This window comes from Pseudomonas sp. Ps21-P2 (genome assembly GCF_039672565.1).
Classification (GTDB): domain Bacteria; phylum Pseudomonadota; class Gammaproteobacteria; order Pseudomonadales; family Pseudomonadaceae; genus Aquipseudomonas.
In genome coordinates this window covers 178,044-200,656 of record NZ_JBDFPL010000009.1, presented here as the reverse complement: position 1 = coordinate 200,656, position 22,613 = coordinate 178,044, and the positions used below count along the sequence as shown (strand labels likewise).

The window sequence follows — 22,613 nt, the reverse complement described above, 5'->3', positions numbered from 1 at the left end:
CATGCCGTTTGTCTGTGCAGACTGTAATCCCTTGAATGTAAGCCGTAAGGAGATAGGTATGCTGATTCTGACTCGCCGGTGCGCGGAAAGTCTGATCATTGGTGATGGTGAAATCACCGTGACCGTGCTCGGCGTAAAAGGCAATCAGGTGCGCATTGGGGTCAACGCGCCCAAGGAAGTGGCTGTTCACCGCGAAGAGATTTACCTGCGTATAAAGAAAGAGAAGGACGAAGAACCAAGCCATTAATTTTTATTGAATTTTTGGTTTGCAAACGGGGAAAAGGGTGGTTATTATACGCCCCGTGTTGCGGAGAGCTGGCCGAGTGGCCGAAGGCGCTCCCCTGCTAAGGGAGTACACCTCAAAAGGGTGTCGGGGGTTCGAATCCCCCGTTCTCCGCCATTATTTGCGTAGTACGTTGTAATCTGGCTTGATCTGTAAGTTGTTGAATTTACTAGAAAAAGTGCTTGACCAAGAGATTTGACGGCCTATAATGCGCGGCAACAAATGCACTCGTAGCTCAGCTGGATAGAGTACTCGGCTACGAACCGAGCGGTCACAGGTTCGAATCCTGTCGAGTGCACCATTTAAGCGTTGTTTGTAGTGATACGAATAACAGTCTTAAGTTAGAAAGAGCCTGGCTTCAACAGGTCTTCGGAAGCACCACTCACTTCCAGAAGTAAAATGCAATGCCCAGAGGTGAACTGGTTTAAAAAGCGCCATCTGCACTCGTAGCTCAGCTGGATAGAGTACTCGGCTACGAACCGAGCGGTCACAGGTTCGAATCCTGTCGAGTGCACCATAAAACGAAAAGCCCGCATGCAAATGCGGGCTTTTTGCTTTCTAGCGTTTGCCTTTTACACAGCCGTGTTCATCGAATGACACCTGTCTGCTGCGTCCCTTCTTCTCCTCATACACATAACGAACTTCAGCGTTACGGCTGATGATCTTGTCCGGTCGCCCCAGCAAGTTTTCCACGTCGCGTTTGCTCATTCCCGTTGGCGTCTGCTGATTGATAATCGCCTTGCGACGCTGCTCCGCGCTCAGGATATTTCCGCAACCATCATCGCGCTGACCCACGACCACCACTTCGTTACTTTTGCGCTTTTGCAGGGCGTCCGTTTTTGCAGGCGGAGGAGGGAGCGTGAAGGTCGTGCCTGAAGCCGGGTTGATACCCTGCGCCGCTGTCGTGTGCCCGCTGGGGCAAGCCAGTGTGGTGAACGTCACGTTGCCGCTCTGATCCTGGCAGCGATTGACGGTGGTTGCGCCTGCGCCGAGTGGCGAAAACAGCAGCAGGGTGATGAAGAGCTTTTCAGTGTTCAGCGGCATCGCGATGTCCTCCCTGACCAGTGTCCGGAAAGGGTAGCGATGAGGATTTCTCACGGCGAGCGGGTTTTGTTCACCGGATGTGACCGGGCGATCTCACTGACTCGGACAGCGATGAAGGTTGTGTTGCAACCGATTGTTTCACGTTGAATTTTTAGCCTCCCGCCACGGCAAGCGGTGTATGATTGCGCCCGTCAGCCCCGCCGGGGCTTGTGGACTACCTCCATGGACTTACCCAGTAGCAACTCAACACTAAGTTTCACCAATCAAGAATCGACTGATTGATCTTCTGGCGGGTTCCACTGCTGGGAGTGGAGTTCGCCTATGACCCAAATCGAAGTAAAAAAGACGCAGGAAAGCCTTCAGGATCGTCTCGCCCAAGTCATCGACTTGCTGCAACGTCAGCGTATCGTCGAAGACCTGACACACCGTCAGGAAGGCCAGCACCAGGATCGCGTCGAGAACCTCGTTCACCGGCAGAACCTCGTCGAGCTGCAGCGTAAGCTCGACGACCTGCACTCCGCCGACGTTGCCTATATCCTCGAAGCACTTCCCCTCGAAGACCGTCTGACGGTCTGGCAGCTGGTGAAGGCCGAGCGTGACGGCGACATCCTTCTCGAAGTGTCCGATTCCGTTCGGGAAACCCTGATCGCCGACATGGACGATCACGAGCTGCTGGCCGCCGCCAAGGAAATGGACGCCGACGAGCTCGCCGACCTTGCGCCAGAGCTGCCGCGCGATGTTGTCCATGAGCTGATGGAGGCGCTGGACAGCCAGCAGCGCGAGCGCGTGCGCTCCGCCCTGTCCTATGACGAGGAGCAGGTCGGCGCCCTGATGGACTTCGAGATGGTGACCATCCGCGAGGATGTCAGCCTGGAAGTCGTTCTGCGCTATCTGCGCCGTCTGAAAGAGCTGCCCGGTCACACTGACAAACTGTTCGTGGTTGACTCCGATGGCGTGCTCAAGGGCGTTCTGCCCATCAAGCGTCTGCTGGTCAACGACCCCGAGAAGCAAGTGTCAGAGGTCATGGCCAGTGATCCGGTGAGTTTCCATCCTGATGGCGATGCCTATGAAGCCGCCCAGGCGTTCGAACGTTACGACTTGATTTCCTCCCCGGTGGTCGACAAGAACGGCAAGCTGATCGGCCGTCTGACCATCGATGAGATGGTCGACCTCATCCGTGAGGAGAGCGAGACCGAAGTGCTCAACATGGCGGGTCTGCGGGAGGAGGAGGACATCTTCGCCTCCGTCTGGCGATCCCTGCGCAACCGCTGGTCCTGGCTGGCCGTCAACCTGATTACCGCCTTTCTCGCCTCGCGGGTGATCGGCCTGTTCGAAGGCTCCATCGAGAAGCTGGTGGCGCTTGCAGCATTGATGCCGATCGTGGCAGGGATTGGGGGTAACTCGGGCAATCAGACCATCACAATGATTGTTCGGGCCATGGCCCTCGATCAGGTCAACACCGGCAATACCTCACGCCTGATGCGCAAGGAGCTGGGCGTCGCGCTCATCAACGGCCTGGTGTGGGGCGGGGTGATAGGGATCGTCGCTTATCTGCTGTATCACAGCTGGTCCCTTGGGGTGGTGATGACCGTCGCCATGACATTGAATCTCCTGCTGGCGGCATTGATGGGTGTGTTGATCCCGATGACCCTCGCGCGGTTCGGTCGCGATCCGGCGATGGGCGCCAGTGTGATGATCACGGCCATGACCGACAGCGGCGGGTTCTTCATCTTTCTCGGGCTGGCGACATTATTTTTACTCTGACCCCCACGGTTCAAACAAAGCCGCCTTCAGGGCGGTTTTTTAATGGGCGCGAAACACCGGCGGCATTAATTTCAGGCACAAAAAAGCCAGCAGAGCGCTGGCTTTCAAGTCTCTGGTTTAAACGACTTATTTGTCGTCGTTTGCCAGGCTAGTGTCGTGTGCAATCAGGGAAACCAGTGCGTTCTGCTGGCGGTGAGCCAACTGACGGAAGCGCTGCAGCAGCTCGCGTTCGTGAAGCGAAAGCTCAGGGCTGTCCAGGCGCAGACTTGGCTCGTCACCCAGTGAACCTTCCTGAATCAGACTCTGCTCAAGACGCGCAATAATTTCCGAGTTCATGCTGCGATGATGATGTTTGGCAACGTCCGCAATACGCTCGCGCATGCCTTCCGGTAGACGAACTACGAACTTGTCAGCTGTGCGACTGGAATAATTGGCCTGTTTCATAGGGCTCATATATTTAACCGAATTAGTTCAAAGAGAGAGGCGGTTCTTGCATTAGGCCGCGAGATGTCATGCTCTGACTGTCTTTTAGCTGAAATGTTCAACCACCCGCATAAAGGACCGCCATCCTGCATCAATACGTCGGATCCTTGGCGTCAAATGTGTGACAAATATTGAACTAGATAAAGGCTTTTAGCCAGCACCAATTATCCGAAATGCGTTCTGGTTTGCAAAGTGGATAATGAACATCCCGACAGCGCTGGACGACGCCGTGATGGCTATCTGTCTCCAGCGTAGTGGGAGAGTGGGGATAATACGAGGGGCCAGTCAAGAAAGAGACGAAGGGTCGAATGCTTCGAGGCAGCTCACGCTTCAGGAGAGCCGCCGGAGAGATGGCGATTGCCTTGGCGCCAGATCAGCGAGCGCTCAGGGCTTGGCCTGACGTAATACCGGATCGAACTTGATACGGCGGCCCACGAACAGCGCTGCCACGAACAGGCTGGCGAAAATACCGGCAGCTGCTTTAGCCAAGGTGCTCAGGGTTTCCATTGACGGATCCATGAGCTGGTCTGCGGCGATAGCCATCAGGGCCAGGATCAGGAACGAAATTGCTGCTTTGGACATAGCTGCTCTCTAATGGGGTGCTCTCTGACAGAGGGCGGGTCGGAGCCGTTGGAATGACTGATAGTGACTGTTGATCAAAACACCCAGCGTTCCGAGCGGATAACCGGCACGGCTTCTTCATTGTCATGGGCCAGAATGGCTTCTGTGCCTTGGCTTGGCATGGCTGCGAACCGCGGGGTCTGTTGCAGGAGGTAATGAGGCTGAGCCTGGACGGCGACGGTCTCTGACTTCACCGCCTCTGACTGGCTGCCATCACCCTGAAAATGAAAAGCGACCAATGCGACAAGCGCGGCAGCGTTGAGCAGGGACAGTGTCATGTTCATCTCGGGTACCTTCGCTGGGACGGCGTTCAGAGGGGTGATTCGCGAAGGTAACTAGTGCAGTCTGCGTGCCAATCTCTATGGCGGATAAATCCCTTATAAACCAATAGCATAGATCGCATTTTAGGGATTGTAGGGTTGCGATTTGCAATATGGCCCATGGCCGCCCTTGCATTCTGCACGATAACCCTCTGATGTGACTGGCAGGCAGCATCCTACGGCCCCTGTTGATAATGACGACATGACAAGCCAGCGCCTTGTCGTTAAGATGCACGCCGTCTGTTTTGGTGTCCTCTTAGTTCAACGGATAGAACGAGCCCCTCCTAAGGGCTAGATGCAGGTTCGATTCCTGCAGGGGACATATCTGATCTACTCCTCCCGCTTCAGCACGTTATCTCTCACATAAAACCTCTCGGTCACCCGGCCATTCGAAACACTCCCTCGTTTATGCGCGCGCGCTCGCTTGAGTGTGCTGATCCGCGTACCACCGATTGCGACCATTATTTTTCGCGTAATAAAGATAGGCATCCGCTGCTTTGATCATGCCGGCAGGCGTCGTGTCTTCCATCGCAGGGAACCTGGCTGTGACGCCGGCACTTGCAGTGACAATCTGCTCGGGGTGATCGGCGTGCGCCAGCGCGAGCCCCCGAATGGCCTGCAGAATGTCCTCGGCGAGAAGGCCCGCGCCCTGAATGTCGGTGTCCGGAAGCAGCACGGTGAATTCCTCGCCACCGTAGCGAACGGCGAGGTCGGCAGGGCGTTTCAACACCCCGCTGATGGCCTGGGCGACCTGCTGGAGACAGTCGTCACCTGCCGCATGGCCGTAGCGGTCGTTGAAGCGTTTGAAGTAATCGATGTCGAGCATGATCAAGGCGAGCGGGTAACGCTGTCGTTTTGCGCGGCCGTTCTCGCTGTTGAGCGCCATGTCGAGTCGCCGCCGGTTGCCCAGTCGGGTCAGGCTGTCGGTCAGCGCCATGTCTTTGACCGCCTGATGGGCGAGGGGAATCTCGCTCTCCATGGCCATGCGACCGCGCAACTGCGTGAGGACGATGTAGGCAAATCCGATAAACCCGGCGATCAGGACCAACAGCACGAGTCCGGACTTGAGCAGGTCATGACGCCACGGCCCGACGAAGGATTCTCTCGACAGCCCGGCTGCGACCACCAGCGGATAACTCGACAGCGCACGAAAGCCGTACAACCGGTACGTGCCGTCCACCACCGCTTTGATCTCCACAGTCCCTTCATTGGCGGTCGGCAGGTAGCGTTTGAAGATCTCGCTGTCGGCCAGGCTTTGCCCCACCACGGAATCCATGAACGGACGCCTGACCAGGATCGTGCCGTCCCGCATCGCCAGCACCAGCGCGCCGCGATCATCAATCTTGAAGTCGCCGTAATAATCCATGAAGTAGCTGAGCTTGATAGTCCCCAGCAGCACGCCCGCGAACGAGCCATCAGGATTGTTCAGCCGGCGGGAGACGGGGATGATCAACTCGCCGGTGGAGCGGCTCTTGACCACGTTGCTGATGCGCACGCTTTGATCGGTATGGGTGCGGTGATAGTTGAAGTAGTCCCGGTCTGCGTTGTTTGCGGTGTCCGAGGTCACGTCTTTATCGGTCACGATCCATCGCCCGTCGGCGCCGTAGATGAACAACCCGTGAAGCTGAGGCATGAGTCTGGATTGCCGCATCATCAGGGCGTGGATACGTGGAACGTCGATATTGGCCAGTCCATCGCCCTCGACACGCTCACCGATGGCGTAGGTCAGGATGTAGACCTGCCTGATGGCGTCCTCCGCGTGCTGCGCCGTGGCACGGGCCAGGTTGGTGACCGAGTCCCGGGCGAAGTCGTAGGCGTGGTTGTAATCGCGCCACGCGCGCCACCCCTCAACCGAAACGAACGTCAGCAGCACCAGAATCATGAATGCGAGGGTGAGGCGAAAGACGGCCGTGTTGCGCCCCGGGCCCAGGTCCAATAGATCGAAGGCGCCTGACGGCGGTGGATGCTGTTCGCCTCCTGGCATGCTCACTGGTCTCCTTTGATAGTCAGCTGTGGACGCTGCCGACCGCTTTGATCAGCGCGTCTGCCATTTCTTCCGCGCTCAGTTGAGGGCTCAACACGGTTTTGCGCATCGTCTCGATCGGCATGCTGGGCACGGGCGCTTCCTCGGGACGCTGGACGAAACTCAACCCGCCGGCGTTCCTGACCTCTACCGCGCCATCCGCACCATCGGAATCGCCGCCTGACAGCACGAGGCAGATCACCCGCTCGCGAAATACGTCGGCAGCTGTGGCGAACAGGCGATCGGCGGCAGGACGTGCGAGGTGCAGCTTGGGGCCGTCGTCTAGATGAATGATCCCGGGGGAGACGATCTCCAGATGCCGGTCAGGAGGTGCCAGGTACACACGGCCAGGCAGTACCGGCTCGCCTTCTTTGCCGTAGCCGACAGGCAGCGTCGAGTAGCGACCGAGCACCGACGCCATGTAGTCCGGACCTGTCGGGTTCGTGTGAATCACGATGAGCAGGGCAGCGGGAAAATCTTTCGGTAGCTTGACGAGCAGGTGCCGCAGGGCTTCCGTGGCGCCTTGCGCACCACCGATCACGATGACATCCCTCATCACTTGCGTGTTTTTAGCGTCCATACCTTTCTTCCTGAATGGTTCCATAGGATGGACACAGCGCAAGCGCTTGCCGTTCATTTTCACGTCTTCAAGCGCTGATGAACGTCACAACGTGCGTCGGGCGGCCGTGGGCTGTTCACCAGGCAATAAAAAAGCCACGAGACGCGAGGTCTCGTGGCTTTCGTGAACAGCCGCATCAGGGTAGATGCAAACCGGTCAGGCGTTGTTACAGCGCCATGTCGCTGGCGGGCTTGCTTTCAGCAGGCTTGCCCGGCGCGGCAGTGCTGGTGCCGACGCTCTGATCGAGCACTGGCGGTTTGCCCAGTTGCAGCACTTCGGCGGTGTAGTTCCACTCTTGCTGAACAGCGGCTGGCGAGTCATTCAGCTTGGTGCCATAGCTCGGCACGATCTGATGGACCTTCGCTTGCCACTCAGGCGTCGCGAGCTGGGTCTTGAACAGCTTTTCCAGGACGTTGAGCATGATCGGTGCAGCGGTCGACGCGCCTGGCGATGCGCCCAGCAGGGCAGCGATAGTGCCGTCCTGGGAAGAAACGACTTCGGTGCCCAGTTTCAGCACGCCGCCCTTGTCGGCATCACGCTTGATGATCTGCACGCGCTGACCGGCTTGCCACAGGCGCCAGTCTTCTTTCTTGGCGTGCGGGAAGTATTCCTGCAGCGCTTTGAAGCGGTCGTCGTCGGACAGCATCAACTGACCGGCGAGGTACTCCACCAGCGGGTACTGCTCAACGCCCACTTTGGTCATTGGCCAGAAGTTGTGGGTGGTCATGCTGCTGAACAGGTCGAAGTACGAACCTTCTTTCAGGAACTTGGTGGAGAAGGTCGCGAACGGGCCAAACAGGATCACGCGCTTGCCGTCCAGCACGCGGGTGTCCAAGTGCGGAACCGACATGGGCGGCGCGCCGGTGGAGGCGATGCCGTAGGCCTTGGCCATGTGCTGCATGGCAACGGTTGGGTTCTCGGTCACCAGGAACGAACCACCAACCGGGAAGCCTGCGTAGTCCTGAGCTTCGGGAATGCCGGATTTCTGCAGGAGCTTCAATGCACCGCCGCCTGCACCGATGAACAGGAACTTGGCGTCGGTACCGGTGGTGGTGCCGTCTTTCAGGTTCTTGTACTCAACGTGCCACGAGCCGTCGTCGTTGCGGGTGATGTCGTTGACTTCGCTGGACAGCTTCAAATCGAAGTTCGGGCGGGTCTGCAGGTAAGACACGTACTGGCGGGTGACTTCACCCCAGTTGACGTCGGTGCCGATCGGTGTCCAGGTGGTCGCCAGCTTCTGCGAAGGATCACGGCCTTCCATCATCAGCGGGACCCACTTGGCGATCTGTGCCGGATCTTCGGAATACTGCATCGGGCGGAACAGCGGGCTGGCTTGCAGCGCGTCATAACGCTTTTTCAGGAATTTGATGTTGTCATCGCCCCACACGAAGCTCATGTGCGGTGTGGTGTTGATGAACGAAGGCGGGTTCTTCAGGACGTTCTGGCGGACCTGCCAGGACAGGAACTGACGGGTGACCTGGAAGGCTTCGTTGATCTCGATGGCTTTGGAGATGTTGACCTTGCCGTCTTTGTCTTCAGGCGTGTAGTTCAGCTCGGCGAGGCCGGAGTGACCGGTGCCGGCGTTGTTCCAGCCGTTGGAGCTTTCTTCGGCGACGGCGTCGAGGCGCTCGACCATTTCCATCGACCAGCTCGGCTCGAGTTCATTGAGCCAGACGCCCAGGGTCGAACTCATGATGCCGCCGCCGATCAGCAGTACATCGACTTTCTTGCTTTCTGCGGCATGGGCTTGCAGGAAGGTGGCCGAAATCGCGAGGCCCAGTAGAGCGGTGCTCGTTTTCTTGAACATCGAATCATCCAATAGATAGAAAGTTATCCGCCTGCAGCAATCGTCGCGCAACGTCCTGCGATGCCGGGCGCCAGTGTGCGGCGCGAACGTCAGACAGGCTTCGCTCTCGGAAAACGAGGAGGAAGGGTCAAAAGGCCAGTGAAAAGGTCGACCTCGTGTTCTATGTCCCTCGGTGCTGTGCTTTTTATTCGATCATTGGAATCAGCAGCTTGAGTAAACATCATCCACCGCAGGACCTGGTCATCAGGTCCATCCCCTGCGGCGGGCGGGGATTGTACCCGAAATGTCATTTTCGACAAATCGGGTGTCAAATTAGTCAATACGCCATTTTGTCTCAGGGTGGCGATTGGCTGGCCGGGCGCCGAAACACCAAGCCGTTTACAGGGTGAATTTGCCCACCATGGAGTGGAAGGAAACGGCCAGCCGCGACAACGCCTGACTCGACACGCTGGTCTGATTGGCGCCGGCTGCGGTCTGCGTCGACAGGTCCTGGATGTTCACCAGGTTGCGGTCCACTTCGCGGGCGACTTGCGCCTGCTCCTCCGCTGCGCTGGCGATCACCAGGTTGCGTTCGTTCATCTGGCTGACGCCTTCGCTGATGCGTTCCAGTGCGTGGCCGGCTTCGGTGGCCAGTGACTGGGTATGCACGGCGATCGCCTGGCTTTTGCCCATGGCCTGCACGGCTTCGTCGGCGCCATTGCGCACCTTGGTGATCATCGATTCGATTTCGCCGGTGGAGGTTTGAGTGCGGTGGGCGAGGGCACGTACTTCGTCCGCCACCACCGCAAAGCCACGGCCTTGCTCGCCGGCGCGGGCCGCCTCGATAGCGGCGTTGAGCGCCAGCAGGTTGGTCTGCTCGGCAATACCGCGGATCACGTCGAGGACTTTGGTGATGTCGCGGATCTGCCCGGCCAGCGCTTCGACGCGTTCGGTCGATTCGGTGATTTCCACGGTCATGGTGTTCATCGCGGTGACAGCCTGCTGCACTTGTTGCTGGCCCTTGATGGCATCTTCGGAGGTTTGCGCAGACACCTGCGAAGCGCTCGCGGCGTTGCGCGCCACTTCTTCCACCGCAGCGGTCATCTCGTTGACGGCCGTGGCGGCTTGCTGGATTTCATCGTTCTGACGCATCAGCCCGCGGGTGCTGTCGTCGGTCACCATGGTCAGTTCTTCAGCGGCGGACGCCAGTTGATCCGAAGCGGTGGCGATTTGCTGAACCGTGCCCTTCAGGCTGCCCTGCATGTTGGACAGCGCCTTGAGCAACTGGCCGGTTTCGTCCTGACCGCCGACCGCGATGGCCTGGCTCAGATCACCGCCCGCCACTCGGGTGGCGCTGGTCACGGATTGATAGATCGGCCGGGTGATCATGCGGGTGACGATCAGCCCCAACGCAATGGCGCACACCACCGCGATCAACGAACCGATGATCAGAATCCACGTCACCTGCTTGTCCGTTTCGATGCCTTGCTGGGCCTGTTCATTGGCTTGCCGCAGGTTGGATTCGATCATGATTTTCAGCTCGCCCATGGTCTTGCGATAGCTAGGCGTTACGCTGGTGGCGGCCAATTTGCTGGCTTGCTCAAGGTCGCCACTCTGCGCCACAGACAGCGCATTGAGGGCGGCGCTGATGTAAGCGGCCCAGTCGCGTTCGAAGTCATCGCCTGCGGCTTTTTCATGCGGATCAAGTGGCGTGGCGCGGTAGGTCTTGAAGTCGGTCTCGGCTTGGGCCTGGTTTTCCTTTAGGGACTGGATGGCTGCGTTGATGTCGTCCGGGTTGGCCTTGAGTGCGCTCAGTCCGATGGCTTTGAAAAAGTCGCGGTTGGTGGCGATGACGTTGGCCTTCACCGAATCGACCTTGGCGATCGACACCAGATTGTCGCTCACCGTGTTTTCAAACAGTTCATACAGCCGGGAAATACCGCTCTGCCCCAGCACACCCACCACCACGGTGATCAGCGCACACAAACAGAAAGCCGAAAGGAGCTTGGTCTTCAATTTCAGGTCGGTCAGCCAGGACATGGAGTGCACTCGAACGGGGATGGGGTTGCGGCTGGTTGGGTACGCGTTGCATGACTGGATATCGGCTGCACACCCAAGGACTTTACCCGTTGACCCACGCCTCCTTACGCATCGATGCCCTGTCAACACGGCGCGAACGCGTGATTTTTTCCCGCATGGCGTGCCTAAGCTTTGCCCTGCTGCCGCCGATAACTCGGACAAGTGGCGTCATGCCGCAACTTTATTGGCCCTCTCTGCCCATACCGGGAACGAGACCGCCGCCCTTGCAAGTGCCTCAGGGCCGACTATTTATCCGGTGACAGGAATCTCGATGCTGGCGTGGAACCAAAAAACCTTTCTGATCGTCGACGATTTTTCCGACTTCCGCAGTTCGGTCCGCTCGATGCTGCGCGAGTTGGGCGTCAAGGCGGTGGACACTGCCGACACCGGCGAGGAGGCGCTGAAGATGTGCGCGCAGAAGCGCTACGACTTCATCCTCCACGACTTCAATCTGGGTGACGGCAAGAAGAACGGCCAGCAGGTGCTCGAAGACCTGATGTCCGATCGACTGATCAGCCACGAAAGCGTGTTCGTCATGGTCACTGCCGAGAACAGCCAGGCGATGGTGATGAGCGCGCTGGAGTGGGAGCCGGATGCGTACCTGACCAAGCCGTTCAACCGTGCGAGCCTGGCTCAGCGTCTGGAGAAGATCGTCCAGCGCAAGACCCTGCTCAAGCCGATCCTGCAAGCGCTTGACCGTGGCAATCCGACCGAGGTGTTGACGGCCTGTGCTGCGCTGACCAAGCAGGACCCACGTTTTGCGCCGCTGTGCCTGCGCTACAAAGCCGATGCACTGCGTGACCTCAATCAGCACGAGCCGCTCGAGGCCTTTCTCAAGTCGATCCTCGCCGACCGCCCGCAACCCTGGGCGTATGTGGCGCTGGGCAAGCTGCTGTTCAAGCGCGGGCGCAACGCTGAAGCGCAGGGCGTGTACGAAGAAGCGATTCGCGCCTTCAATGCCATGCCGGTGCTGTACGACGGGCTGGCCGACGTGTTGGTGGCCAGCGGCGACAACAAGCGTGCGCAGAAGATGCTGGAAGAGGCGGTGCGGTTATCGCCGTATGCGGTGCGCCGTCAGCGTCTGCTGGGCAAGCTGGCGCTGGAAAACGAGGACTTCGATGGCGCTTCAAAGGCCTACCGTCAGGCCGTTTCCCAAGGCCAGTTCTCCCGCTTCAAGGACCCGGAAACCAACCTCGGTTTTGCTCAGGCACTGATCAGCCGTGGCGGCGAGCGCGGGCTGGATGCCCGCACCCGCATCGAGATCAACCAGACCCTCACCGAAGTCGCCAAGGAAAACGGCAACGACGCTGGCCTGCAAGTGCGCGCGCGTTTGATGAAGGCCACCAGCGTCGCATCCTCCGATCCGGAAATGGCCGCCAAGCTGACCGAGCAGGCGATGGAACGGCTTGAGGGCATGGAGCAGTTTCTCAGTGCCGATGCGGCGCTGGCGGTTGCTTCGCAGCTCAAGGCGCTCGGTCAGGAAGACGCTGGCGCGGGCATTCTGAAAAGCTGTGCCGAAATCTACGGCGACGATCCAGCGGTGATGCAGAACATCGCCAGGCAGACCGACGATCCCGAGATTCTCGGCGCCGGCAAAGCGGCCATCGATTTCAATATCCAGGGCATTCGCTGCTACCGCGCCGGCAAGCTCGGCGAGGCGCAGGACCTGTTCCGCCAGGGCCTGGCCCTGCAACCGAAGAACATCAGTATCGCCCTGAACATGGCGCAGTCATTGCTGCACATGGGCGTTCAGAATCTCGACGCGGCGAGCCTGGCGGAATGCCAGAGCAGTCTCAAGATGGTCGGCAAGATGCCGGAGACCGACCCGCGCTTCGAGCGTTTCCAGAAACTGCGACTCAGGGCTTTCGGCGAATGAAAGATCAGGATCTCGGGCTCGACTTCTCGATGGTGATTGCGTCCACCGTTCACGACATGAAGAACGCGCTGGGGTCGTTGATCCAGGCCCACGGCCAATGGGTCAAGCAGCTCCCGGAGGCCTGTCGGGGTACGCCGGATCAAGGCGTCATCGATTACGAGTTCGCCCACCTCAATGGCATGCTGGTGCAGTTGCTCGGGCTCTACAAACTGGGGGTGAACCAGCTGCCGATGCGCCCCGATTATCACGAGCTGGATGACTTCATTGAAGCGCAGCTGGCGTTCCATCAGGAAGTGCTCGTCAGTCGTGGCATCACGGCGCGCTATGCGGTAAACGACTTCGGTCTGCCGGGCTTCTTTGATCGCGAGCTGGTCGGTTCAGTGGTGTCCAACGTGGTCATCAACGCCATTCGCTTTGCGCGCAGTGAAGTGTTGATTACGGCAGGGCAGGTCGGCGAGCAACTGGTGATCAGCATCAACGACGACGGACCGGGGTTTCCGCTACGCATGATCGAGGAACAGACCGATTACGTGCTGGGCATCAACCAGAACAGCGGGAGCACTGGGTTGGGCTTGTATTTCGCGGCGAACATCGCCAGACAGCATCAGCGCAAAGGCGTCCATGGCCACATCGAAATCGCCAACGGCGGCGAGCTGGGCGGCGGGCTGTTCAGCATTTATCTGCCCTGAGACTGTGTGCAGTCAGTAGGACCGGCTTCAGCCGGGAAGCCTTTGATCTGCTGTCGAGCTCAGCAAGACGCCCTTATTCGTTTTCACGGGGCTACAACTTCACGCCTTGCCCCAGCACCACATTCAGCGCGTTGCGCGCATCGTCCAGTTGCACCAGCGTGGCGTGATGGGCGCCCAGCGCATCGCGATTTTCGATGGCGGTGAGGATCGCACGATGGCGGGGCAATGCCAGCTCGTGCAGGTTCGGGCGTTTGTTGGAATGCTTCAATGCCTCGCGCAAGGCCAGCGAGAGCATGTTGCACAAGTGCGCGAGCAAGTCGTTGTGGGTCGCGTCGGCGATGCGGCTGTGGAAATCGAGGTCCGGTTGCAGCACGTCTTCAACGGTCGGCGCGGCGGCCATGCGCTCGTAGGCCTCGCCGATGGCGGTGATGTCTTCGGGGGTGGCGTGTTGCGCGGCGAGGGCGGCGGCCGCCGGTTCGATGATGCTGCGCACGCTGGTGAGCAGGGCGAAAAACTCGTTCTGCGGCGAGCTTTGCATCAGCCAGTGCAGCACGTCCGGATCAAGGATGTGCCATTCGCGGCGCGGCTTGACCACCGTGCCCACCCGTGGCCGGGAATACACCAGCCCTTTGGCGACCAACACCCGCGTGGCTTCGCGCAGCACAGGACGACTGACGGCATATTCTTCGCAGAGCAGGGCTTCGGCGGGGAGTTTGTCATCGGGCTTGAAGCGGCCCGAGACAATCTGCATGCCGATGTCCTGGACAATGCGCGAGTGCATGCTTTTACGGTCGGAGGGCTTACGGTAATCCATGGGGCGCGGGGCAATCCTGAGCGGTGAATGCGGCGCATCATAGCATTGGCGGACAAAGAGACGCGCCGCTCGAAATGACCCGGATTGGTTGCGGCTGAACAAACTGGATTCCCGCGACTCACGCAGATCCTGTGGGAGCGAGCCTGCTCGCGAAAGCGTCAGTCCAGCCGCTGCATCTTTAATGGCGGAAAATCAGCATTCGCGAGCAAGGTGGTGCGCCACCCCGGTCGCTCCCACGAGACCGTGGCTGACTTGAGATTTCGAGCCATGCCGAGGACCTGTGGGAGTGAGCTTGCTCACGAAGACGCCAGTCCAGCCGCTGGACATCTAGCGGCTGGAAGTTAGTATTCGCGAGCAAGGTGGAGCGCCACCCCGGTCGCTCCTGCAGGTCCGGCGGCGTGGCGCATTCAATCAATGGCTCTCAATCAATGGGAATGCCGTGGCACTTCCGAGCCGCGCATGCCGACCAGGAAGTCGAAGTCGCAACCCTGATCCGCCTGCATCACATGATCGATGTACAGCTGACGGTATCCGCCAATCAGCAGCTGTGGCGGTGCCTGCCAATCGGCCAGACGCGCGGCCAGTTCCGCTTCCGGGATGTCCAGGTGCAAGCGGCCGGTCGCGCAATCCAGTTCGATGAAATCGCCTTCCTGCACCACCGCCAACGGACCACCCGCTGCTGCTTCGGGCGCCACGTGCAAAACCACAGTCCCATACGCCGTGCCGCTCATGCGCGCATCGGAAATCCGCACCATGTCGGTTACGCCCTGGGCCAGCAGCTTGGCCGGCAGACCCATGTTCCCAACTTCGGCCATGCCCGGATAACCCTTCGGCCCGCAGTTCTTCATCACCAGAATGCTGCTGGCATCCACGTCCAGATCCGGATCGTTGATGCGCGCCTTGTACATGTCGAAGTTCTCGAACACCACCGCGCGACCCCGATGCTTCATCAGCGCAGGCGTGGCAGCGGACGGCTTGAGCACCGCACCCAGCGGCGCTAGGTTGCCGCGCAGCACGCAGATACCGCCATCGGCCACCAGCGGATTGTCGATGGCGCGGATCACTTCGTCGTCGCCATAGATCGGCGAGTTCTGCACGTTTTCCCAGAGCGTCTTGCCGTTGGCGGTCAAGGCGTCGGGGTGGGGAATCAGGTTGTTCTCGCCCAGACGACGCAACACCGCAGGCAGGCCGCCAGCGTAGTAGAACTCTTCCATCAAGAAGCGCCCGGAAGGCTGCAGGTCCACCAGCGTCGGCGTGCCGCGACCGATGCGGGTCCAGTCGTCCAGTTCCAGGTCCACGCCGATGCGACCGGCGATGGCCTTGAGGTGGATAACAGCGTTGGTCGAACCACCGATGGCCGCGTTGACGCGAATGGCGTTTTCAAAGGCTTCGCGGGTCAGGATTTTCGACAGCCGCAGGTCTTCGTTGACCATTTGCACCGCGCGCATGCCGGACATGTGCGCCAGGACGTAACGGCGTGAATCGACGGCAGGAATCGCCGCGTTGTGCGGCAGCGACGTACCCAGCGCTTCGGCCATGCACGCCATGGTCGAAGCGGTGCCCATGGTGTTGCAGGTACCGGCCGAGCGCGACATGCCGGATTCGGCGGAGAGAAATTCGTCGAGGCTGATCTGCCCGGCTTTATAGGATTCGTGCATCTGCCAGACGATGGTGCCGGCGCCGATGTCCTTGCCCTTGTGCTTGCCGTTGAGCATCGGCCCGCCGGTGACGACGATGGCCGGGATGTCACAGCTGGCAGCGCCCATCAACAGGGCAGGGGTGGTCTTGTCGCAACCGGTCAGCAGCACCACGCCGTCGATGGGATTGCCGCGAATGGCCTCTTCAACGTCCATGCTCGCCAGGTTGCGGGTCAGCATGGCGGTCGGCCGCAGGTTCGATTCGCCGTTGGAGAAGACCGGAAATTCAACCGGGAAACCACCGGCTTCGATCACGCCGCGTTTGACATGTTCGGCGATGGTGCGGAAGTGGGCGTTGCAGGGGGTGAGTTCGGACCAGGTGTTGCAGATGCCGATGATCGGCTTGCCCTGGAACTGATGGTCGGCGATGCCCTGGTTCTTCATCCAGCTGCGGTACATGAAGCCGTTCTTGTCGGCGGTACCGAACCACTGGGCGGAGCGCAGCACGGGTTTCTTGGCGGAATCAGACATAAATCGGCACTCTTATTGTTAGGCTTTATTTGTAAGACTAAAGGCTGCAGGTGCTGACTAAAATAGGCCGAAAATGTCGCGAGTGGAAGAGTTGTAGTCTTAAATAGTAATACTATATAGTCGATCTCAACCGAGGGACGACCTTGCCGGCTTCATCCGCAGCAATGCGCACACGAAGGCAGAGGCGATCCCCGCAGGCTTCCATAACAAAAACAATGAGGACCGCATCCATGAGCCAGGAACTCAGGCTTATTCGTCGCATCACCCTGAAACTCATTCCCTTTCTGATCCTGCTCTACCTGATCGCTTATGTGGATCGCTCCGCCGTCGGCTTCGCCAAGCTGCACATGGGCGCGGACGTCGGTATCGGTGACGCGGCGTATGGCATGGGCGCCGGCCTGTTCTTCATTGGCTACTTCCTGTTGGAAATCCCCAGCAACCTGATGCTCGAACGCTTTGGCGCGCGGCGCTGGTTCGCGCGGATCATGCTCACCTGGGGCGCGATCACCATGGGCATGGCCTTCGTCCAGGGCCCGACCAGCTTCTATGTCATGCGCTTTCTGCTCGGCGCGGCCGAGGCGGGATTCTTCCCCGGCGTTCTGTACTACATCACCCAATGGTTTCCGGTCCGCCATCGCGGCAAGATCCTCGGCCTGTTCATCCTTTCCCAACCCATCGCGATGATGATCACCGGCCCGATTTCCGGCGGTTTGCTCGGCATGGAAGGCGTGGCCGGTCTGCACGGCTGGCAGTGGCTGTTCCTGTGCATCGGCGCGCCGGCGATTCTGCTCACCTTGCCGGTGTTGCGCTGGTTGCCTGATGGCCCGAAGGACGTGAAGTGGATGGATCCGGTCGAGAAACAATGGCTCGCCGGCGAGCTGAAAAAAGACCTGGAAGAATACGGCCAGACCCGCCACGGCAACCCCTTGCATGCGCTCAAAGACAAACGCGTTCTGCTGCTGGCGCTGTTTTATCTCCCCGTCACGCTGAGCATTTATGGCCTCGGCCTGTGGCTGCCGACGCTGATCAAACAGTTTGGCGGCAGTGACCTGACCACGGGCTTCATTTCTGCGGTGCCCTATATTTTCGGCATCGTCGGCCTGTTGATCGTCCCGCGCAGCTCCGATCGGCTCAATGACCGCTATGGTCATCTGGCGGTGCTGTATGTGATCGGCGCCATCGGTCTGTTTCTCAGCGCATACCTGACCGTGCCGGTGCTGCAACTGGCGGCGCTGTCGCTGGTGGCGTTCTCGCTGTTTTCCTGCACGGCGGTGTTCTGGACACTGCCCGGTCGTTTCTTCGCCGGCGCCAGTGCCGCGGCGGGCATTGCGCTGATCAACTCGGTGGGCAATCTGGGCGGCTACATCGGGCCCTTCGTCATCGGCTGGCTGAAAGAACTGACGGGCAATCTGGCCAGCGGCTTGTACTTCCTCTCGGGCGTGATGATCTGCGGCCTGATTCTGACCGGCGTGGTCTACCGTGTTCTGGAACGCAAGCACGCCTTGCCCGAATCGAAATTCGCCGCCAGCGCGCGCGGCTCTCGTTAACCTCAGGCCACTCTGTTGAGTGGCCGTGTAGACCCCAAACAGGAGAACCCCATGCATTTAGTACAGTTCGAACTGGGCAACGGCCAGCGTCGCGTCGGTCTGGTGGACGGCCCGCTGGTGCGCGAAATCCAGGGCGCGACCAGCACCCGTGATCTGGCCCTGGCGGCAATCGAAAAGAAGATCTCCCTCGCCGAGCAGGTCGACAGCCTGGGCCTGGGCGACAACCACGATTACTCGCAGCTGCGTGCCGATCTGATGATCCTGCCGCCGCTGGATCACCCGGATCCCGCGCACTTGCTGGTCAGCGGCACCGGCCTGACCCATTTGGGCAGCGCGTCGGCGCGGGACAAAATGCACCAGCAGGGCAATGACGAAGCGGGCATGACCGACACCATGCGCATCTTCAAGTGGGGCCTGGAAGGCGGCAAACCGGCGGCCGGTCAGCCGGGCGTGCAGCCGGAGTGGTTTTACAAGGGCGACGGCAGCATCGTCATCCGTCCGGGCGAGTCGTTCCCGCAGCCGCCCTTCTCCGAAGACGCCGGCGAAGAGCCTGAGCTGAGCGGCCTGTACGTGATCGGTCACGACGGCAAGCCTTACCGCCTGGGTTTCGCCATCGGCAACGAATTCTCCGATCACATCATGGAACGCAAGAACTACCTGTACCTGGCCCATTCCAAGCTGCGCGCCTGCTCCTTCGGCCCGGAGCTGCGGGTCGGCGATCTGCCGCAGAACCTCGCGGGCACCAGCCGCATCCATCGCGACGGGCAAGTGCTGTGGGAGAAGGAGTTCTTGAGCGGCGAGGCCAACATGTGCCACAGCCTGGAAAACCTCGAATACCACCACTTCAAATACGCCCAGTTCCTGCGGCCGGGGGATGTGCATGTGCATTTCTTCGGCACCGCGACGCTGTCGTTTGCCGATGGCATCAAGACCCAGCCGGGGGACAAGTTCGAGATCAGCCAGCATGAGTTTGGCGCGCCGTTGATCAACGGCATTGCGCCGGCCCAGGCGGTTTTCCAGCCGGGTGGCATCAAGCAGCTTTGATGTCCGGCCCTTGCGGAACGCTTGAATGGCCAGGACTGCATGCGTGGTGATTCGTCGCGCTGCAGAAATCCTGTAGGAGTGAGCGTGCCCGCGATGCGGTGATTCAGTCACTGAAAGGGTGACCGGACTTTCGCTATCGCGAGCAAGCTCACTCCTACAGTGGCTGGCTGCTGCGCTCGATACGACACCCATAAAAACAAAACGAGGTGCGACCCATGACCGTCACTGCCATCCCGCTGGAACGCCTCGATGCCGACGCCCTCGAGGACAGCATCTACCGCAAGGTGAGCTGGCGAATCGTGCCGTTGTTCATCGCCTGTTTCCTGTTTGCCTATCTCGACCGCGTCAACATCAGCTTCGCCAAGCTGCAGATGGCCAGCGACCTGGGTTTCAGCGAAACCGTCTACGGCTTGGGCGCGAGCCTGTTCTTCGTCGGGTACTTTTTGTTCGAAGTGCCAAGCAACGTGCTGCTGCACAAGATCGGCGCACGGATCTGGATCGCACGGATCATGGTCTCGTGGGGCATCGCCTCGGCCTGCATGATGTTCGTGCAGACCGAATTCTGGTTCTACACGCTGCGCTTTCTGATCGGCGTGATGGAGGCCGGGTTCGTCCCCGGCGTCCTGTATTTCTTCACCCAGTGGTATCCGGGCTCACGTCGGGCGCGGGTGAACTCCTACTTCAAAAGCTCAATTTGCCTGTGCGGGATCGTCGGCGGTCCGATTGCCGGGCTGATCCTCGGTCACTTCGACGGTGTCATGGGCCTGGCCGGCTGGCGCTGGCTGTTCCTGATCGAAGGCATCCCGTCCATCCTGCTCGGCGCCGTGGTGTTCTGGCTGGTCAAGGACCGTATCGAAGACGCCACCTGGCTCAGTGATCAGGAGAAACAGGTGGTGCTGGCGCGCATGGCGAAAGAGGCCCAGCCCGTCGTCAAGCAGACCGTCAAAGACATCTGGAAACACCCGACCACCTACGTCATGTCAGGCATTTACCTGTGCCTGGTCATGGCGCTGACCGGGCTGTTGTTCTGGATGCCGCAGCTGATCAAAACCGCTGGCGTGACCGACACCCTGAACATCGGCCTGCTGACAGTGATTCCGTATGTGGGCGCGGTGATCGGCAACCTGCTGATCGGCGCCAGCTCCGACCGCCACGGCGAGCGCCGCTGGCACATGGCGGGCTGCGCGACGCTGACCGCGGCGGGCTATCTGGTCTGTGCGTTGTTTCCCGGGCAACTGGTGCCGCTGATGATCGGCATGACCATGATCATGACTGGCATCATCGCCTGGATGCCGATCTTCTGGACCATCCCGCCGCGCTTCCTCACCGGTATCGCTGCCGCTGCGGGCATCGCGCTCATCAACTCCCTCGGGCAACTGGGCGGGATCATCGCGCCGTTCATGGTCGGCCGCATCAAGGACCTCACCGGCACGGCGACCCCGGCGCTGTTCGCGTTATTCGCCGTCAGCGTGCTGGCCATCGCGCTGATCGTCTGGGGTATCCCGTCGCGCTACTACGTGAAAGAAGCGGTTCAGGACTGACCCTGCGGTCGTCAGACGCCGAGGCCAGCGCTTCGGCGTCTTTTCACCTATCATTCGCGCTTTCACTGATGCGAACCACTGCCATGACCACCACACCGCAATCCCTGCGCACTGAGCTCCAGACCGCGCTGACCGCCCAGAGCATGATCGAAATCGACGGCCTGCACGCTTTCGAATTCACCCTCGATGAAATGCTCCAGATCGAAAGCATGGACGGCCGCGAGCGCAAGGTCTGGCGCTTCTCCCTGGCGCAGATCGATGCCGCCGAATTCGATGCCGCGCTCCAGAGCTGGGTCATCAACGACGGCAACGCCGACCATCGCATTGTCGTGCTGCAAGGGATTGCGGCGAGTGACGAGGATGACGATGAAGAGGGCGAGCAGGAATAACCGCGCACTATTGGACTGCAGTGAATATCGAGGTGACTGATTTATTTACAACGCTTCACCGTAAATCAATCTGTCCCCGGGCGCGCGACGCCCAACCATAAATCAATCCAGCCCCGCCAAGCGCCATGTCCCCGCAGTTTCACAGCACCCACTCGGCAACTACTCTACGCAATACGCTGTCATAGCCGGTGACCATCTGCGTGCACGGCGCGCCAACAACTCCAAAAAGAGAACAGCCCAATGACTCCCAGACTTCTGCCGTGGTTAGCGCTCGCCAGCAGCCTTTCCGCGCTCTCCGTTCAGGCCAAACCCATGACTGATTACGACGTACTGGTCGGTTCCTATACCGCCGGCGCCAGCGAAGGCATTTACCGCTTCGGCTTCAACACCCAGACCGGCCAGCTCGACGCCAAACCGCATCAGGTGATCAAGAGCGACAACCCGTCCTGGCTGACGCTCTCCAAAGACCAGCGTCATATGTTCGCGGTCAACGAGAACGGCCCGGGCCAGAAAGACGTCGTCGGCAAGGTCAGCAGCTACGCGATCGACCCCAAGACCCACGCGGTGTCGTTCCTCAATCAGATCGAAACCAAGGGCGAAGAGCCGACCCATTCCAGCCTGAGCCTGGACGGGCGTTTCCTCTTCGTCGCCAACTACGCCGTCCACCCGCAACCGGGTGGCGTGCTGGCGGTGGTGCCGGTCGGCAAGGACGGCAAACTGGCGCCTGTGGTGCAGACCACGACCCACGAAGCGAGCAAGGTCAATCCCGAACGTCAGGCTTCGTCCCACGTTCACGCGGCGGTACCCACGCCCGACGGCAAGTACCTGATCGCCATGGACCTGGGCGCTGACAAGATGTTTGTCTTCAACTATGACGCCAAACAGCCTCAGCCGCTGAAGCCGGCGAAAGTGCCTTCAGTCGACCTGCCACCGGGCAGCGGTCCGCGCCACCTGACCTTCAGCAAAGACGGCAAGCACGCCTGGCTGACGATGGAAATGAGCGCCCAGGTCGCGGTGTTTGATTATCACGACGGCGTGTTCAAGCAGACCCAACTGGTTGACCTCGCCAACAAGGAAGGTCAGCAAAACCGTGCCGCGGGTGGCCTGCACCCTTCGCCGGATGGCAAGTTCCTCTACGTTGCCAACCGTGGCGAAGTGAACGAGCTGCTGGTGTTCAGCATCGATGCCGCGAACGGCCAGCTCAAGGAAGTCCAGCGTCGCACCGTGGAAGGTAAGGAACCTCGCGAATTCGCCTTCGACCCGAGCGGCCACTTCGTGCTGATCGCCAACCAGAAAAGCAACCAGATCGTGACCGTCCGCGTTGACCCGAAAACCGGTCTGCTGGGCGACACCGTGCAGAAAGTCGACTTCGATTCGCCGTCCGACTTCCATTTCCTCACAGCACACTGACACCCCGTGACGCTTTGACGCAGGCCCATCCCTTGATTTTCAAGGGCTCTGGGCCTGTATCAATTCAGGTGATAAGGGCTAGTGCCAGAAAAGATTTTTTCCAGAACATCCTC

The 22,613-nt window shown here is 59.8% G+C and carries 19 protein-coding genes and 4 tRNA genes; 13 read left to right on the top strand and 10 right to left on the bottom strand.

Annotation, left to right across the window (positions count from 1 at the left end):
- The first annotated feature begins 58 nt into the window (after positions 1-58).
- From csrA to ABEH28_RS22365, 4 genes are all read left to right on the top strand, one after another.
- Positions 59-247: a carbon storage regulator CsrA gene (gene csrA / locus ABEH28_RS22380; RefSeq protein ID WP_002554426.1), complete on the top strand. Its 189-nt coding sequence runs from the start codon at positions 59-61 to the stop codon at positions 245-247.
- A 62-nt stretch (positions 248-309) separates the two neighbouring features.
- Positions 310-400: transfer RNA gene (locus tag ABEH28_RS22375), tRNA-Ser, on the top strand.
- 107 nt (positions 401-507) lie between these two features.
- A tRNA-Arg gene (locus ABEH28_RS22370) sits at positions 508-584 on the top strand.
- Positions 585-723: 139 nt separating this feature from the next.
- A tRNA-Arg gene (locus tag ABEH28_RS22365) sits at positions 724-800 on the top strand.
- A 41-nt stretch (positions 801-841) separates the two neighbouring features.
- On the opposite strand, the gene ABEH28_RS22360 is transcribed toward ABEH28_RS22365, so the two are convergent.
- Entirely contained in the window at positions 842-1,327 is a 486-nt protein-coding gene (locus tag ABEH28_RS22360) for a DUF4124 domain-containing protein (RefSeq protein ID WP_282372441.1), read from the bottom strand.
- Positions 1,328-1,648: 321 nt separating this feature from the next.
- On the opposite strand from ABEH28_RS22360, the gene mgtE reads away from it, so the two are divergent.
- The gene (gene mgtE, locus ABEH28_RS22355; protein WP_192171009.1) at positions 1,649-3,091 is read left to right on the top strand and encodes a magnesium transporter; all 1,443 of its coding nucleotides are present in this window, start codon (positions 1,649-1,651) and stop codon (positions 3,089-3,091) included.
- Between the two features lie 126 nt (positions 3,092-3,217).
- Here the strand turns inward: mgtE and ABEH28_RS22350 are convergent, their stop codons facing one another.
- From ABEH28_RS22350 to ABEH28_RS22340, 3 genes are all read right to left on the bottom strand, one after another.
- Positions 3,218-3,544, bottom strand: coding sequence for an Arc family DNA-binding protein (locus tag ABEH28_RS22350; protein ID WP_192171010.1), 327 nt, complete (start codon positions 3,542-3,544; stop codon positions 3,218-3,220).
- Positions 3,545-3,958: 414 nt separating this feature from the next.
- Positions 3,959-4,156, bottom strand: coding sequence for a PA3371 family protein (locus ABEH28_RS22345; protein ID WP_192171011.1), 198 nt, complete (start codon positions 4,154-4,156; stop codon positions 3,959-3,961).
- 74 nt (positions 4,157-4,230) lie between these two features.
- A complete protein-coding gene (locus ABEH28_RS22340) occupies positions 4,231-4,479 on the bottom strand; it encodes a hypothetical protein (RefSeq protein ID WP_282372432.1) in 249 nt (82 codons plus the stop codon).
- Between the two features lie 286 nt (positions 4,480-4,765).
- Between ABEH28_RS22340 and ABEH28_RS22335 the strand changes: the two genes are divergently transcribed.
- Positions 4,766-4,837 (top strand) — tRNA-Arg (locus ABEH28_RS22335).
- An 84-nt stretch (positions 4,838-4,921) separates the two neighbouring features.
- Here the strand turns inward: ABEH28_RS22335 and ABEH28_RS22330 are convergent.
- The 4 genes from ABEH28_RS22330 to ABEH28_RS22315 all read right to left on the bottom strand — a co-directional run bounded on the left by ABEH28_RS22330 (position 4,922) and on the right by ABEH28_RS22315 (position 10,983).
- Positions 4,922-6,397 carry a sensor domain-containing diguanylate cyclase gene (locus tag ABEH28_RS22330; protein WP_346631156.1) on the bottom strand — a complete coding sequence of 492 codons (1,476 nt, stop codon included), beginning with the start codon at positions 6,395-6,397 and terminating at the stop codon, positions 4,922-4,924.
- 124 nt (positions 6,398-6,521) lie between these two features.
- Complete coding sequence (locus ABEH28_RS22325) at positions 6,522-7,118, bottom strand: chemotaxis protein CheB (RefSeq protein ID WP_192171014.1); 597 nt, start codon at positions 7,116-7,118, stop codon at positions 6,522-6,524.
- A 205-nt stretch (positions 7,119-7,323) separates the two neighbouring features.
- Complete coding sequence (gene mqo, locus ABEH28_RS22320; protein WP_192171015.1) at positions 7,324-8,964, bottom strand: malate dehydrogenase (quinone); 1,641 nt, start codon at positions 8,962-8,964, stop codon at positions 7,324-7,326.
- A gap of 378 nt (positions 8,965-9,342) precedes the next feature.
- Positions 9,343-10,983 carry a methyl-accepting chemotaxis protein gene (locus tag ABEH28_RS22315; protein ID WP_346631106.1) on the bottom strand — a complete coding sequence of 547 codons (1,641 nt, stop codon included), beginning with the start codon at positions 10,981-10,983 and terminating at the stop codon, positions 9,343-9,345.
- 310 nt (positions 10,984-11,293) lie between these two features.
- On the opposite strand from ABEH28_RS22315, the gene ABEH28_RS22310 reads away from it, so the two are divergent.
- Both ABEH28_RS22310 and ABEH28_RS22305 read left to right on the top strand, forming a co-directional pair.
- A complete protein-coding gene (locus tag ABEH28_RS22310; protein ID WP_346631105.1) occupies positions 11,294-12,898 on the top strand; it encodes a response regulator in 1,605 nt (534 codons plus the stop codon).
- Complete coding sequence (locus tag ABEH28_RS22305; protein ID WP_282372427.1) at positions 12,895-13,587, top strand: ATP-binding protein; 693 nt, start codon at positions 12,895-12,897, stop codon at positions 13,585-13,587. Before ABEH28_RS22310 ends, ABEH28_RS22305 begins: the two co-directional genes overlap by 4 nt.
- A 91-nt stretch (positions 13,588-13,678) precedes the next feature.
- On the opposite strand, the gene ABEH28_RS22300 is transcribed toward ABEH28_RS22305, so the two are convergent.
- Positions 13,679-14,401, bottom strand: coding sequence for a FadR/GntR family transcriptional regulator (locus ABEH28_RS22300; RefSeq protein WP_133773389.1), 723 nt, complete (start codon positions 14,399-14,401; stop codon positions 13,679-13,681).
- Between the two features lie 425 nt (positions 14,402-14,826).
- Positions 14,827-16,569: an IlvD/Edd family dehydratase gene (locus ABEH28_RS22295; protein ID WP_346625420.1), complete on the bottom strand. Its 1,743-nt coding sequence runs from the start codon at positions 16,567-16,569 to the stop codon at positions 14,827-14,829.
- A 230-nt stretch (positions 16,570-16,799) separates the two neighbouring features.
- Between ABEH28_RS22295 and ABEH28_RS22290 the strand changes: the two genes are divergently transcribed.
- From ABEH28_RS22290 to ABEH28_RS22270, 5 genes are all read left to right on the top strand, one after another.
- Complete coding sequence (locus tag ABEH28_RS22290) at positions 16,800-18,116, top strand: MFS transporter (protein ID WP_192171020.1); 1,317 nt, start codon at positions 16,800-16,802, stop codon at positions 18,114-18,116.
- A 51-nt stretch (positions 18,117-18,167) separates the two neighbouring features.
- On the top strand, positions 18,168-19,160 hold the full coding sequence (gene araD1, locus ABEH28_RS22285; protein WP_346631104.1) for an AraD1 family protein: 993 nt from the start codon (positions 18,168-18,170) through the stop codon (positions 19,158-19,160).
- Positions 19,161-19,375: 215 nt separating this feature from the next.
- A complete protein-coding gene (locus ABEH28_RS22280; protein WP_346631103.1) occupies positions 19,376-20,701 on the top strand; it encodes an MFS transporter in 1,326 nt (441 codons plus the stop codon).
- An 83-nt stretch (positions 20,702-20,784) separates the two neighbouring features.
- Positions 20,785-21,090: a DUF5629 family protein gene (locus tag ABEH28_RS22275; protein WP_282372188.1), complete on the top strand. Its 306-nt coding sequence runs from the start codon at positions 20,785-20,787 to the stop codon at positions 21,088-21,090.
- 240 nt (positions 21,091-21,330) lie between these two features.
- On the top strand, positions 21,331-22,500 hold the full coding sequence (locus ABEH28_RS22270; protein ID WP_346631102.1) for a lactonase family protein: 1,170 nt from the start codon (positions 21,331-21,333) through the stop codon (positions 22,498-22,500).
- The last annotated feature ends 113 nt before the right edge of the window (positions 22,501-22,613 follow it).